The following is a 13388-nucleotide window of genomic DNA, read 5'->3' as shown; positions in this document are numbered from 1 at the left end:
AGAGAAGCCAGGAACAAGGTGACCCGCCCGCCCTACGGTCGCCGACATACCGGTGGCCCTGACGGACGACATATCCGTCAGGGCCACCGGCGTGATGAAGGACTCTCCGCCCGGTCAGCGAACCGGAACCGGCGGGGGCGGCGGAGCCGCAGGAGCTGCCGGCCTCCCCGGCACAGGGGCCGCGCCACCGGGCGGAACCCCGGCGATACCGGCCCGTCCGCCGCCTCCGGGAGCTCCAGGAGCGCCCGGGGCACCGGCCGCACCGCCACCGGCCGCACCGCCACCGGCGGCGCCGTCGGGACGGGCTCCCGGCGCTCCCGGACGGGCCGAGGCGCTGGCCGACGGCTTCGGTGCCCCGCCGGCGGCGAGGATGATGCTCACCGTCTCACCCTTGTTGATCTGGGTGCCGGCCGGCGGATCGGTGCGGGCCACGGTGCCCGGTTCGACCTCGGTGGTGGTCTCCTTCTGGGAGGAGACCGTGACCTTGAAGCCGGCTGCCTCGAGGGTCTTCTTCGCGTCCTCCTCGGAGGACCCGGTCACGGTGGGCACCGCCACCCGGTTGTTCGAATGGGCTGCCGAACCGCTGAACTGGGCTTTGGGAAGTCCGACGTGGGCGGCGTCCATGATCTTCTTCCACGAGGGCCCCGAGAGCGTGCCACCGTACGGGTTGCCCCAGTAGCGGCTGCCGATGCGGATGCCCTGCATGGACTTGTTGTTGTTGGGACGGCCGGTCCACACCGCGGCGGAGCGCTGCGGGGTGTAACCCACCATCCAGGTCTGGGCGTTGCCGTCGGAGGTTCCGGTCTTGGCGGCGGAATCCCGGCCCTCGGAGAGGTTGTTCGGGGAGACGACGCCCTTGAGGATGTCGGTGGTGTCCTGGGCGACCTTGGCGCTCACTCCGGAGTCACGGCACTGACCGATCCGCAGGGGGAGCTTCTTGCCGTCGTGCTGGGTGACCGACTCGACCGGGTAGGGCTCGCAGTACTTGCCGTTCGCGGCGAGGGTGGCATAGGAGGCCGCCATCGTCAGCGGGGAGGCATTGTTCGCGCCCAGGATGATGCTGGGGGAGAAGTCACCGTAGGGCTTGCCGTTGCCGGTGTGCAGGCCCATGTCCTTCATGGTGGCCTTCTGCTTGCACACCCCGATCTTGGTGGCCAGGTCGGCGAAGGCGGTGTTCACCGAGGCGACGGTCGCCGCCCGGATGGACATATTTCCGCTGGCCGAACCCTCCACGTTGTGCACCGGCCAGGGGCCACCCATGGCCTTGCACTCGGCGGCGCGGAAACGGGCCTGGTTGTACACCGTCCCGCTGGGTGCGGAGTTCACCGAGGAGCTCGCGGTCATTCCCTGCTTGAGTGCTTCGACGACGGCGTACATCTTCGCGGTCGAACCGATCTGGAAGCCACTGGAGGAGCCGTACTCATGGTCGACCGACCAGATGAGTTCCTTGCCGGGCTGCGAACTCTGCGAGATGGCGAGCACCTTCCCGGTGCCCGGTTCGACGACGGCGGAGGCGCTGCCGACCTCCTTGTCCTGGCTGGGCGGGACCCATTCGGTCAGGATGCGGCGGCTCTCCTTGAGGAGTTTCATGTCGAAGGTGGTCTGGATGGTCAGCCCGCCGTGCATCAGCCGGCTCTCCCGCTCGGCCTCGTTGGCGCCCAGGGCGGGCACATTCTTCTTCAACCAGGACTTCACGTAGAGGCAGACCCACTTGTCGACGGCCGATTCGCAGGAGGTCTTGATGTCCTGCGGCTTGAGCCCCAGCGGGGACTCCTTGGCCTCGGCGGCCTCGTCCTTGGTGACGAAGTTCCCGGCGGCCATGCGGTCCAGCACGGCGTTGCGGCGGTTCAGGGCCGCCTGGGGGTAGATCAGCGGGTTGTACGCGGTGGGCTGCTGGGCCATTCCGGCGATCATCGCGGACTGGGCCAGGGTGAGGTTTTTCGCCGGGATGCTGAAGTAGCGCTGGGCGGCGGCCTCCACGCCGTAGGAGTTCGCGCCGTAGAAGACCAGGTTCAGATACCCCTCGAGGATCTGTTCCTTGCTCATCTTCTTCTCGATCTCGATGGCGTACTTCGCCTCTTTGAGCTTGCGGATGATGCCGGAGACGCCGTTGCGCTGCTCGGCGGCGGCCGCGGCGTCGTGGTTGTCATTGCGCAGCGCATTCGTGATCAAGGACTGCCGTACGTACTGCTGGGTGATGGTGGAGGCGCCCTGTTTGTCGCCGCGCATCGTCGAGACGAAGGCGCGCATGAGTCCGCGGACGTCGACGCCGCCGTGCTCGTAGAAACGTTCGTCCTCGATGGCGACCTGTGCCTTGTGCATCATCGGGGAGACCTGGGACAGGGGGACCACGGAGCGGTTCTCGTTGAAGAGGGTGGCCAGCTCGGTGCCGTCGGCGGCCAGGATGCGGGTCTGCTGGGCGATGGCGGGTGTGGTCAGTTGGCTGGGCAGTGCTTCGAAGGTGCCGATGGCCAGTTTGGTCGTGGCGCCGGCTCCGCCGACCAGAGGGATCGCCAAGCCGGCGGCTAGGAACCCCATGACCACTGACGCGGCGAGGAAAGCGCCCATGAGATTGAGGACGTTGGTGAACCGGGTGGCACGGCGCTGCATATGGTCAAGGGTACGTGGGTGGGGGAGGCGGGAACGCAGGAGACCCCTTCCGGGCGGGTAACGAATCGCGTACCTTCTGGGCCCCGCAGGCCGGAAAGACTTTGCCCGAAGTAGTCCCAACTGTGCCCCATGTCAACGCGTGGAGGCGGGCCGACATGGGGCACAGTGGGCCAGTATGCGCGTCGCCCGTTGAGTATCCATGATCAACAAGCGTTCTCGGCCAGTTAACCGCAAAGGATTCCACCGAAGGATGGAACCGATTACATCGAGTGACTAGTTCTTTATGACCACAAGGGTAGGTTCTTTAGGGGGATGGGCACGGCACATCAGGGTTCCTACTGTGCAAATTGTCATCATGTCGGCGGCCTGACCAGAGCAGGCCCGGGCAAGGGTAGGCAAACGGTGAGCACAGTCGCCCAAGAACAGCACACGCCACAGACCAACTGGATAGTCGAGTGGACACCCCTGGCAGCCTGCCGGGCATCAGCACCCGACGCACTCTTCGTGCAAGGGGCAGCCCAACAGCAGGCCAAACAGATCTGCCAACGGTGCCCCGTCATCGCCGAATGCCTCGCGGACGCCCTCGACAACCGCACCGAATTCGGGGTCTGGGGCGGCATGACCGAACGAGAACGCCGAGCCATGCTGCGTCGACACCCCAACATCCCCTCCTTCCGGATGCTCTTCGAAGCCGACCGGCAGAACCGCGCCACCGCCTGACCCTCCGCACACCCCGGACCGTCACGCCCCAGCCCCCGCCGCCAGATCCACCCCGATCCGCCGCAGCGCACCCAGATCGTGGACATCCACCGCAGCCGAAGGCACCTGCACCATCGGCACCCCCGGATGCCCCTCCGCCAGATGACGGGTCGCCGCCTGCTGCCGCGTCGTCACCTCGTCCTGCATCGCCTGCAGACGCAACAACGCCGCAGCCAACCGACGGACCTCGTCCGACTCCGGAACCGCCTCCAACCGATCCGCCGCCCGATCAGCGGCATCCGCGGACAAGGACACCTCCACCCGAGCCATCCGATTCACCACCACCCCCGCCAAAGGCATCCCGTCGGCCGCCAACCGATCGATGAAATAACCGGCCTCCCGCAACGCATCCCGCTCCGGCGAAGCCACCACCACGAAAGCCGTCCCCTCGTCCTGCAACAAGGCATAGGTGTGCGTCGCCCGCTCCCGGAAACCCCCGAAAACCGTGTCCAGAGCCGCCACCAACGTCTGCACGTCATGCAACATCTGCGCACCCAGGATCTTCGACAACGCACTCGCCGTCGCCGACATCCCCGCCTGCACGAACCGCAGGTAAGCCCGGCCACCGGCCTTCGCCGGAGCCATCATCAACCGGATGAACCGCCCGTCCAGGAAACTGCCCAACCGCTCCGGAGCATCCAGGAAATCCAGGGCCGACCGACTCGGCGGAGTATCCACCACCACCAGATCCCAGAACGGCCTACCCGCCTCGTCCCGCCGGTCGTGGAGCTGCCCCAACTTCTCCATCGCCATGTACTCCTGCGTCCCCGCGAACGAACTCGACAACGCCTGGTAGAAGGGATTCGCGAGGATCTGCTCGGCCTTCTCCGGCTTCGCATGCGCCTGCACGACCTCGTCGAAGGTCCGCTTCATGTCCAACATCATCGCGTCCAGGGACCCACCCGACGACCGGTCGACCCCCGGCACCACCCGCGGACTGTTGTCCAACTCGGCCAGACCCAAGGACTGCGCCAACCGCCGCGCCGGATCGATCGTCAACACCACCGCGCGACGCCCCCGCTCCGCGGCCCGCAAGCCCAAAGCCGCCGCCGTCGTCGTCTTCCCCACACCACCGGCCCCACAGCACACGATGATCCGCGTCCCCCGGTCGTCCAACAGGGCATCGACGTCCAAAGCCGGCGACGACTCCCCGGCCCGACCCGACCGGCCGCCCCGATGACCGGGACGCGCCGCCCCATGATCCGCGACCCGCGACCCGGACACCATCACCCCACCACCTCTCTCACCAGGACGCCTGATCAGCCAGTTCCTGCGCAAGCACCCGGATACCCGTCGCGTCCATCCCCTCCCGCAGCGGAGGCAACACATAGACCGGACGCCCCAAGGACTCCACCACGGCGAACTGCTCGTTCTCCAGACGCATCCGGTCCGCATGAGCCACACCCTGCGCCACCAGCGCCTCCATCGAACCGGCCGACCACCCCTCCACCCCGTCGACCGACTCACCGGGCAACGGGCCCGGCCACGCCGACGACGCCGACAACACCCGGGACAAGGCCTCCCGGTCGACCCGCCCCTCGGACAACTGCGCCAACTCCTGCGGCGCCAACAACGGATCACGGGCCTGATTCACCACCACCGCCCCCAACGGAAGCCCCGCGGCCCGCAGCTCGGCGACCGCATCCACCGCCTCCTGCACCGGCATCTCCTCCAACAGAGTCACCAGATGCACCGCACACGACCCCGAACGCAACAACTTCGTGATCGAATCGGCCTGACTACGGATCGGACCCACCTTCGCCAGATCGGCAACCTCCTGGTTCACCCCCAGGAAACGCCCCACCCGCCCCGTCGGCGGGGCATCCAGAACGACCGCGTCGTAATGCCAGTCCGGCGAACCGTCCGGCAACGGCCGATCAGCCCGCCGCCGCGCCGCCTCGTAGACCTTCCCGATCAACAGGACGTCCCGGACCCCCGGCGCGATCGTCGTCGCGAAATCGATGGCCCCCACCTTCTCCAAGGCCCGACCCGCCCGACCCAGGTGGTAGAAGAGCTCCAGGTACTCCACCAGGGCTGCCTTCGCGTCGACCGCCAACCCCCACATCTCCCCACCACCGGACACCTTCAACATCAACCGCTCGGTGCACGGCAACGGCGGCACGTCCAACGCCTGGCTGAACCCCTGACGCCCCTCCACCTCCGCCAGAAGCACCCGGCGCCCCAGACTGGCCAACGCCAGGGCCAACGCGGCCGCCACCGTCGTCTTCCCGGTGCCGCCCTTCCCCGTCACGACGTGCAGGCGCACACCGGGCCAGTCCGACGTCGGGCCCCGTCCACCAGGCGTCCCAGCGATGTCCGGCATGACTGAAGTCTAGGAGAGCCACCCCCACACGTCCTGCGCTGCAGCTCACAACGATCGACGCGGCCGACAGCACCCGCCGCTCCACCCCCGGCCCGGTGCCGCCCAGTAGGCTGACAGATATGACGAGGTGGGAGTACGCAACAACGCCGGTCCTGATCCACAACACCCAGGCCATCCTCAACACCTGGGGCGAGGACGGATGGGAACTGGTTCAGGTAGTGACCATGGCCGAGGGCAACCTCGTGGCCTACTTCAAACGTCCGAAGGAGAACTGATCCATGAGCCAGGTGGAAGAACGCCTCGCCGCGATGGGCCTGACCGTCCCCGAGGTGGCCGCACCCGTAGCCGCCTACGTCCCGGCGATCCAGGACGGACGGCGCGTCTACACCTCCGGTCAGCTCCCGCTGGTCGCCGGTGAACTCGCCGGTGCCGGCCTGGTCGGCGCCGACCTGTCCGCCGAACAGGCCCAGGAACTCGCCCGCACCTGCGCCCTCAACGCCATCGCCGCAGTGAAATCGGTGATCGGCGACCTGGACAAGGTCGCCCAGGTGATCAAGGTCGTCGGCTTCGTGGCCAGCGCCCCCGGGTTCACCGGCCAACCCGTCGTGATCAACGGGGCCTCCGAACTGCTCGCCCAAGCCTTCGGAGACAAAGGAGCCCACGCCCGCAGCGCCGTCGGCGTGGCAGCCCTCCCGCTGAACGCACCCGTCGAGGTGGAGATGATCGTCGCCCTCACCGAGGAGTGACCCGATGAACGGTGGCCGCCGCTACCCCCTGCCGGGCGAACGGACCGACCAGGTCCGCTCCTGGGAGAACAGCGGCGCCACCGCCGTCCACCCCCGCGACGCCGCCACCGTCGTCCTCCTGCGCGACCGGACCGTCCCGGACCACACCGGCACCGACCGGACCTCCGGCGGACTCGAGGTCTTCATGATCCGCCGAGCCGCCACCATGCTCTTCGCGCCCAGCACCTACGTCTTCCCCGGCGGCGGAGTCGACCCCGCCGACCACCACCCGCCGCCAGCCTGGCACGGACCCGACCCGCCGACCTGGGCACACATCCTCGACCTGCCCGACCCCGACGCCGCGGCAGCACTCGTCGTCGCCGCGGCCCGCGAACTCTTCGAAGAATGCGGAGTCCTCCTCGCCGGGCCCGACCCCGAACACGTCGTCGCCGACCTCGACACCCCCCGGTGGGCCACCGCCCGTGAAGAACTCGTCGCCCACCGACGCACCTTCCCCGACCTGCTCGCCGAGAACGACCTCGTCCTGCGCACCGACCTGCTGCGCGCCGTCGACCACTGGATCACCCCCGAATACGAACCCCGCCGCTACAGCACCCGCTTCTTCGCCGCCCTCCTGCCCGCAGGCCAACGACCCGACGGCAACTGCACCGAAGCCGACGACGCCCGCTGGGTCCGCCCGGCCGACCTCCTCGCCGAAGTCCACGCCGGCCAGGCACAGATCCTCCCACCCACCCGGGCCCGCCTCGACGCCCTGCTCGACGGTCCCGCCCGGACCGCCGCCGAATGGTGGCGGCACCAAGACCCCACCGCCGTCGTCCCCGCCGTCCTGGCCGTCCCGACCCCGACCGCCGACGGATACGAGATCGTCGCCCACCGCGTCACCCCGGCCGACCCCACCCCACCCACCCGCAGAACGGGAGAACACCATGACCGGACCGGACCGACCGACCGGTGAACTCGTCGCCCGACCACCCCGCTGGGCCCACGGCACCTGGACCGGCGGCCGCTGGAGCGACCGGGTCGACTGCATCGTCTGCCCCAACCCCTCCGCGATGACCCTCGAAGGCACCAACACCTGGATCCTCGCCGCCCCCGACGACGAGAACTGCCTCGTCGTCGACCCCGGACCGCTCGACGAAGAACACCTCCGACAGGTCTTCGCCCGCATCGGGGAACGCCACGTCTCCCGGGTGCTGCTCACCCACCGGCACCACGACCACGCCGCCGGAGCACACCGATTCGCTGACCTCGCCCACTGCCACGTTCAGGCCATCGGCGACGGACGCCACGACCTCGCCGACGGCGACGTCCTGCGCGAATGCGGACTCGAACTGCACGTCGTGGCCACCCCGGGACACAGCGGCGACTCCGTCAGCTACCTCCTGGCCGACGACCGCGCCCTGCTCACCGGGGACACCGTCCTGGGCTGGGGAACCAGCGTCGTGGACTGGCCGGACGGAAGCCTCGCCGAATATCTCCTCAGCCTGGAGAAGATCGCCGGACTCGTCGACGACGGCCAGGTCACCGACCTCCTCCCCGGCCACGGCGGACCCATCGCCCACGCCGCGGAGGTCGTCCACGCCTACCGGCGCCACCGCCTCGATCGCCTCGAACAGATCCGCACCGCCCTCGAACAGGGAGCGACCGGCGTCGACCAGGTCGTCGACCGCGTCTACACCGACATCGACCCGGCGCTACGCCCCGCCGCAGCCCGTTCCGTCCGCGCCCAGCTCGCCTACCTGGGGGTCGAGGACCTCGGATGACCGCCCCGCCGAGAACCGGCCAGCACACCGACGGTCCACCCACCTGGCCGGACACCCGGCCCGACGGATCGACGGCAACGAAGGATCAACGAGAACGACGGTACAGACGGTCGACGTCGAGCAGGACCACCGCGCGCGCCTCCAGACGCAACCAGCCGCGGGAGGCGAAATCGGCCAGAGCCTTGTTGACCGTCTCCCGGGAAGCGCCCACCAGTTGGGCCAGCTCCTCCTGGGTGAGGTCGTGGGCGACGAGGACACCCTCGTCGGCAGGCTGACCGAACCGGTTCGCGAGATCCAGCAGAGCCTTGGCGACCCGCCCCGGGACATCGGTGAAGACCAGGTCGGCGACCGAGTCGTTGGTGCGGCGCAACCGGCGGGCCAGGGAGGCCAACAAGGTCAGGGAGACCGCGGGACGGTCCTTCAGGTACTCGTGGAGGGACTCGTTGCCCATGCCGATGAGTTCGGTGTCGGCGACGGCCGTGGCCGTGGCCGTGCGCGGTCCCGGGTCGAACAGGCTGAGCTCGCCGAACATCTCACCGGGGCCGAGGATCGCCATGAGGTTCTCCCGGCCGTCGGTGCTGGAGCGTCCGAGCTTGATCTTCCCCGACACGATGACGTACAGACTGTCTCCGCGCTGCCCCTCGCGGAAGAGGACGTCGCCTCGTTGGAGGCTGGTCTCCGACATCGTGGTGCGCAGGGCCTCGACGTCGTCGTCGTTCAGGGCGGCAAAGAGGGGGGAGCGTCTCACCACAGCGTTGTCCACGACCCCTACTCTGCCACAGCTGTGCGCCAGATCACGTGGGTCCCGCCGGAACTCGTCAAGACATCTGTCCGAATATGTCGTCGGTACGGATGCGCCGACGCACCCCGGCCCCGCCGGAGGACACCCAGCGGACGGATAGGTCCCGTTCAGGCCGTCGGCGTAGCCTTTCCCCATGGCGGGGAGCAAGGTCTCGAAAGCCGTAGAAGCCGCGCAAGGGACGACCGGGGGAAAAACAAGGGGGAGAACACGATGACAGCCGGTACGGCGGTCACCGGACGCACAGGGGAGCCGAGCCCGCAGGCCCGGGTGCGTCGGGCACGTCGGATCCACCGTCTCCTGCAGGAGCGTTATCCGGAGGCCCACTGCGAACTGGATTTCGCAGACCCCTTCCAACTGCTGGTCGCGACCGTCCTGTCCGCCCAGACCACGGACGTCCGGGTCAACAGCGTCACACCGACACTCTTCGCCGCATATCCTGATGCCACCGCACTGGCCGCTGCCGACCGGACGGAGCTGGAAGAGATCATCCGGCCCATCGGTTTCCACCGGAACAAGGCCGACGCCCTGCTGAAACTGTCGGCGGAACTCCTCGCCCGACACGACGGACGGGTGCCGGGTCGTCTGAAAGAGCTCGTCGCGCTCTCCGGCGTCGGACGCAAGACCGCCAATGTCGTCCTGGGGAATGCCTTCGGCGTCCCCGGTATCACCGTCGACACCCACGTCGGACGACTGGCCCGCCGGTTCGGATGGACCACGGCCGAGGACCCGGTCGTGGTCGAGACCGAGGTGGGGGCGCTCTTCCCCCGCAAGGAGTGGACCATGCTCTCGCACACGCTGATCTTCCACGGACGACGCACCTGTCATGCCCGTCGTCCGGCCTGTGGCGCCTGCACGGTGGCGTCCCTGTGCCCTTCCCACGGCATCGGAGAGACCGACCCGGCGAGAGCCGCCGCGCTCGTGAAACCGGGGCCGGTCGCCACCGGTGCCCCGGCGTGACCGGCGGACCACCGTCCTGGATGGACGACGTCCTCCTCGCCGTACGAGCAAAGGAATCGGACTATTTCTCCAGACATATGCCCCCGCCCCGGCATCGAGGGAGGAGAGCGGCAGTGCTGATGCTCTACGGCCCCCACCCCGCAGGCGGGGAGGACGTCGTCCTGACCCAGCGCACCGCCCACCTGCGCAGCCACGCCGGACAGGTCTCCTTCCCCGGCGGGCGGATCGACCCGGACGACGACGGCCCCGTCGGCGCGGCGCTGCGGGAGGCCCACGAGGAGATCGGCTTGGACCCCTCCGGGGTGGAGATCCTCGGCGAGCTGCCCGAACTCTTCCTGTCCGCCTCGAACTCCTCGGTGACCCCGGTGCTGGGATGGTGGGAACGGCCCACACCGGTGTACGCGCACAGCGCGGAGGAGGTAGAACGGGTGGTGCGGGTGCCTGTCGCGGAACTCACCACCCCCCGGAACCGGTTCACCGCCGTCCACCCGAGCGGTTACCGCTCGCCCGCCTACACGGTCGACGGCCTGTTCATCTGGGGATTCACCGCGGCCCTGCTGACCGCGACCCTCGACCTGGCCGGGATCGACCCCGGCGGGTGGGATCCCACGGTCGAACGTGAGGTGCCCCGGCCGGGGCCACCGCTGCCGACCGATCGCACCCGGACCACGGAGGAGACCCGGTGAACGTCGGCGTCATGGTGGACATCCTGTTGTTGCTCCTGCTCGCCTCGGGGGCCCTGGCCGGTTATCGACGGGGCCTGCTGGTGACCTTCGTGTCCGCCGCGGGCTTCCTGGTCGGGGCCGCCATCGGGCTGTGGCTGCTGCCGGGATACGTGGCCCTGTGGGTGCCCGACTCGCCGGCGGCCTTCCGACCGGCCGTCCTGGTCGGGGGGACGCTCTTCCTGGCCCTGGTGGTCCAAGGGTTGTTCGTCCGGGTCGTCGCGCAGCTCGCCCACGGCCTGGACCGTTCCGGGCTGGGGGTCGTCGACTCCGTGCTGGGGGCGGTGCTCACCGTCGCCGTCACCTCGGCCACGGCCTGGTTCACCGTCGGGGTGCTGCGGGTCGTCGTCCCGGGCGACCTGGCCAAGGGGATCGGACAGTCCCGGGTGGTCGCCGCCATCGACTCGGCGATGCCCGCCACCAGCGAGCAGGTCCTCGGCGAGGTCAAGACGACGCTCGACGCCTACGGATTCCCCCGGGTGTTCTCCACCATCGGTGCCGAACCGATCCGGCCGGTGGCCGGGGTCGACCCGACCGTCGCGACCTCCCCGGCGATCCAGAAGGCGGTGAACTCGGTGCTGCGGATCGACGCCTCGGCCCCGGCCTGTGCCCGCTCCCAGGAAGGCACCGGCTGGGTCTACTCCCCGGGCATGGTCGTGACCAATGCGCACGTCGTCGCCGGGTCGAAGAATGTGCGGGTCCGGACCGGCAACAGTTCGCTGCCGGCCAAGGTGGTGGCCTTCGACGCCAAACGTGACCTGGCCGTCCTGTCGGTCAACAATCTGCGCAACCAGCCGCTCCCGCTGGGGCGTTCGCTGGAGAACGGGGAATCGGCGGTGGTCGCCGGCTACCCCCTGGGCGGCCCGTTGAAGGTCGACGCCGCCCGGATCCGCGAGATCCTCGAAGCCCACGGGGACGACATCTACGGCAGCAGCCCCGTCCAACGGCAGGTGTACTCCTTGCTGGCGACCGTTCGGCCCGGGAACTCCGGCGGGCCCCTGCTAGCCCCGGACGGCAGCGTCACCGGGGTCGTCTTCGCCCGATCACTGGACGACAAGGAGACCGGTTACGCCTTGACCCTGGACGAGGCCCGGCCCGTGCTGAAGAGCGTGAACCGGAACTCCCCGGAGGTCAGCACCGGGAACTGCACGAAAACCGGGGGCTGAGGGCCGACGGAGCGGACCGCCCGGCGGATCAGGGCCGGACCGGGCCGTTCCCGTCGGGGCCCCCGTCCTGGCCGTCCTCCCGGGCGGACATCGCCCGGTCCAACCAACGCCGGATCTCCTCGGTGACCACCTCCGGCGCCTGTTCGTGCGGGGCGTGCCCGGCCCCGTCCACCGGCCGCCACAGATACCGGCCGTCCACCCAACGACGGCTGCGCGCAGCCCACTCCGGGGAACAGACCCTGTCCTGGGTGCCGTGGAACTGGAGCACCGGCACCGGGACCGGCCGGTAGACCGCGCGACGGTAGGCCCGCGCCGACAGACGGACCCGAGAACGCAGCACCCACCGGTAACCTTCCGCCGCGGACGAGGCCACGAACGGGATGGACATCGCTTCTGAGTACCGGGCGCATTCCTCGACCGTGGGCCAGGACCGGTCGTCCCCCCGCCACGAGGTCAACAGTTCCTGGACCCGGGCCGGGCCCCGGGGGGACGTCCGCTCGGAGGGGAAACCACGCTCCAAACGGTTCACCGTCCGATGCGCGACCCGGTGACGCAGCAGGCTCAACCCGCAGGAGAACTCCGCCGGATGCGGGGCGGAGAGCACGACCAGACCGCGCACCGACTCGGGCTGCAACGACGGCATCGTCCAGGCCAGCCAGGCGCCCAACCCGTGGCCCACGATCACCGCGTCGGTCTCCCCGAGGGAGCGCACCACCCCGGCGACATCGGCGGCCAGGGTGTACCCGTCGTATCCCGTCGGAGGTTTGTCGGAGGCGCCGTACCCGCGCAGGTCCAGAGCGACCGCCCGATATCCGGCCTCGGCCAGGCCGGTCAGTTGATGCCGCCAGGCCCACCAGAACTGGGGCAGGCCGTGCAGGAAGAGCACCAGGGGCCCGTCCCCGGCCGAAGCGACATGGAAACGGGCCCCGTTGGCGGCCACATAGCGGTGCTCCCAGGGACCGGGCAACAGGACGAGGGAGGGATCTCTGCTCATCGCGATTCCTTCCCCGCGCACCCCCGGCCCCGGTGAGACCGGTTCAGCCCTGGGCTGCCTTCTTCACGACCTCGACCGTCTCCTTGGAGGTGACGATCGTGCGCTCCGGCTTGCCCTTCACCTTGCTCAACTGGTTCTTCCCGATCAGAGCAGCCACGGCCGCCCCGGCGAAGAGGATCACCGCGACGATCAGGTACCCCGCCCAGACCGGCAGCCACACCGCGATCGTCCGGGCGAAGGAGTGCAGCAGGAAGATCAGGCCGAGGAAGGCGAAGACCCCGGCGACCACGAAGAAGGCGGCACCCATTCCGCCCTTCTTGGCGTCGGCCGTCACCTCCGACTTGGCCAGCTGGATCTCCTTGCGGATGAGGATGGACACGTCCTCCAGGACATCGTGGACGAGCGCCCCGATGGTCGGTTCGTACTCCCTGGCGGCGACCCGCCCGGCAGCCGAGGAGGATTCATGCGCAGGGGTTCGTCCCTCAGGGTTGGCGATCGCCATGGATTGTTCCCTCCTCACGGGCCCGTACGGCCCGGCGAATATGT

14 protein-coding genes are annotated in these 13388 nt (G+C 69.2%); 8 read left to right on the top strand and 6 right to left on the bottom strand.

Annotated elements, in window-relative coordinates; all coding sequences use genetic code 11:
- Positions 1 to 114: 114 nt before the first annotated feature.
- A complete protein-coding gene (locus AUCHE_RS03070; RefSeq protein WP_006501806.1) occupies positions 115 to 2610 on the bottom strand; it encodes a penicillin-binding protein in 2496 nt (831 codons plus the stop codon).
- 402 nt (positions 2611 to 3012) lie between these two features.
- Here AUCHE_RS03070 and AUCHE_RS17380 point away from each other — a divergent pair, with 402 nt between their 5' ends.
- The gene (locus tag AUCHE_RS17380) at positions 3013 to 3330 is read left to right on the top strand and encodes a WhiB family transcriptional regulator (RefSeq protein WP_006501805.1); all 318 of its coding nucleotides are present in this window, start codon (positions 3013 to 3015) and stop codon (positions 3328 to 3330) included.
- 21 nt (positions 3331 to 3351) lie between these two features.
- On the opposite strand, the gene AUCHE_RS03060 is transcribed toward AUCHE_RS17380, so the two are convergent.
- Entirely contained in the window at positions 3352 to 4596 is a 1245-nt protein-coding gene (locus AUCHE_RS03060; RefSeq protein WP_081578110.1) for an ArsA family ATPase, read from the bottom strand.
- Between the two features lie 16 nt (positions 4597 to 4612).
- On the bottom strand, positions 4613 to 5692 hold the full coding sequence (locus tag AUCHE_RS03055) for an ArsA-related P-loop ATPase (RefSeq protein WP_052024786.1): 1080 nt from the start codon (positions 5690 to 5692) through the stop codon (positions 4613 to 4615).
- Between the two features lie 119 nt (positions 5693 to 5811).
- Here AUCHE_RS03055 and AUCHE_RS16465 point away from each other — a divergent pair, with 119 nt between their 5' ends.
- The 4 genes from AUCHE_RS16465 to AUCHE_RS03040 are packed head-to-tail and all read left to right on the top strand — an operon-like array spanning position 5812 to position 8201.
- Entirely contained in the window at positions 5812 to 5967 is a 156-nt protein-coding gene (locus tag AUCHE_RS16465) for a DUF4177 domain-containing protein (RefSeq protein ID WP_006501802.1), read from the top strand.
- A gap of 3 nt (positions 5968 to 5970) precedes the next feature.
- Positions 5971 to 6438 carry a RidA family protein gene (locus tag AUCHE_RS03050; protein WP_006501801.1) on the top strand — a complete coding sequence of 156 codons (468 nt, stop codon included), beginning with the start codon at positions 5971 to 5973 and terminating at the stop codon, positions 6436 to 6438.
- Positions 6439 to 6442: 4 nt separating this feature from the next.
- Positions 6443 to 7393 (top strand): NUDIX hydrolase, encoded by a 951-nt coding sequence (locus tag AUCHE_RS03045; RefSeq protein ID WP_006501800.1) that lies wholly within the window; start codon positions 6443 to 6445, stop codon positions 7391 to 7393.
- On the top strand, positions 7365 to 8201 hold the full coding sequence (locus tag AUCHE_RS03040; protein WP_006501799.1) for an MBL fold metallo-hydrolase: 837 nt from the start codon (positions 7365 to 7367) through the stop codon (positions 8199 to 8201). The genes AUCHE_RS03045 and AUCHE_RS03040 overlap by 29 nt, the downstream gene beginning before the upstream one ends.
- A gap of 85 nt (positions 8202 to 8286) precedes the next feature.
- Here AUCHE_RS03040 and AUCHE_RS03035 read toward each other — a convergent pair whose 3' ends face one another.
- A complete protein-coding gene (locus AUCHE_RS03035) occupies positions 8287 to 8964 on the bottom strand; it encodes a Crp/Fnr family transcriptional regulator (RefSeq protein ID WP_006501798.1) in 678 nt (225 codons plus the stop codon).
- A gap of 249 nt (positions 8965 to 9213) precedes the next feature.
- Between AUCHE_RS03035 and nth the strand changes: the two genes are divergently transcribed.
- From nth to AUCHE_RS03020, 3 genes are read left to right on the top strand one after another with little or no spacing between them, the layout of a single operon-like run.
- Positions 9214 to 9960, top strand: a complete 747-nt coding sequence (gene nth, locus AUCHE_RS03030; protein ID WP_006501797.1) for an endonuclease III — start codon at positions 9214 to 9216, stop codon at positions 9958 to 9960.
- On the top strand, positions 9957 to 10646 hold the full coding sequence (locus AUCHE_RS03025; protein WP_006501796.1) for an NUDIX hydrolase: 690 nt from the start codon (positions 9957 to 9959) through the stop codon (positions 10644 to 10646). Before nth ends, AUCHE_RS03025 begins: the two co-directional genes overlap by 4 nt.
- Entirely contained in the window at positions 10643 to 11848 is a 1206-nt protein-coding gene (locus AUCHE_RS03020; RefSeq protein ID WP_006501795.1) for a MarP family serine protease, read from the top strand. The genes AUCHE_RS03025 and AUCHE_RS03020 overlap by 4 nt, the downstream gene beginning before the upstream one ends.
- A gap of 28 nt (positions 11849 to 11876) precedes the next feature.
- Here the strand turns inward: AUCHE_RS03020 and AUCHE_RS03015 are convergent, their stop codons facing one another.
- Positions 11877 to 12842, bottom strand: coding sequence for an alpha/beta fold hydrolase (locus AUCHE_RS03015; protein ID WP_006501794.1), 966 nt, complete (start codon positions 12840 to 12842; stop codon positions 11877 to 11879).
- Positions 12843 to 12885: 43 nt separating this feature from the next.
- A complete protein-coding gene (locus tag AUCHE_RS03010) occupies positions 12886 to 13344 on the bottom strand; it encodes a phage holin family protein (protein WP_006501793.1) in 459 nt (152 codons plus the stop codon).
- Positions 13345 to 13388: the final 44 nt, after the last annotated feature.

It is taken from the genome of Austwickia chelonae NBRC 105200 (genome assembly GCF_000298175.1).
GTDB classification, from domain to species: domain Bacteria; phylum Actinomycetota; class Actinomycetes; order Actinomycetales; family Dermatophilaceae; genus Austwickia; species Austwickia chelonae.
The sequence above is the reverse complement of the archived record's forward strand: the minus strand, read 5'-3'. Positions and strand labels throughout refer to the sequence as shown.

Bases quoted from the DNA above. Each gene is read 5' to 3' on its own strand.
- AUCHE_RS03070 (WP_006501806.1), bottom strand. From the start codon at position 2,610: ATGCAGCGCCGTGCCACCCGGTTCACCAACGTCCTCAATCTCATGGGC.
- AUCHE_RS03060 (WP_081578110.1), bottom strand. From the start codon at position 4,596: ATGGTGTCCGGGTCGCGGGTCGCGGATCATGGGGCGGCGCGTCCCGGT.
- AUCHE_RS03055 (WP_052024786.1), bottom strand. From the start codon at position 5,692: ATGCCGGACATCGCTGGGACGCCTGGTGGACGGGGCCCGACGTCGGAC.
- AUCHE_RS16465 (WP_006501802.1), top strand. From the start codon at position 5,812: ATGACGAGGTGGGAGTACGCAACAACGCCGGTCCTGATCCACAACACC.
- AUCHE_RS03050 (WP_006501801.1), top strand. From the start codon at position 5,971: ATGAGCCAGGTGGAAGAACGCCTCGCCGCGATGGGCCTGACCGTCCCC.
- AUCHE_RS03045 (WP_006501800.1), top strand. From the start codon at position 6,443: ATGAACGGTGGCCGCCGCTACCCCCTGCCGGGCGAACGGACCGACCAG.
- AUCHE_RS03040 (WP_006501799.1), top strand. From the start codon at position 7,365: ATGACCGGACCGGACCGACCGACCGGTGAACTCGTCGCCCGACCACCC.
- nth (WP_006501797.1), top strand. From the start codon at position 9,214: ATGACAGCCGGTACGGCGGTCACCGGACGCACAGGGGAGCCGAGCCCG.
- AUCHE_RS03015 (WP_006501794.1), bottom strand. From the start codon at position 12,842: ATGAGCAGAGATCCCTCCCTCGTCCTGTTGCCCGGTCCCTGGGAGCAC.
- AUCHE_RS03010 (WP_006501793.1), bottom strand. From the start codon at position 13,344: ATGGCGATCGCCAACCCTGAGGGACGAACCCCTGCGCATGAATCCTCC.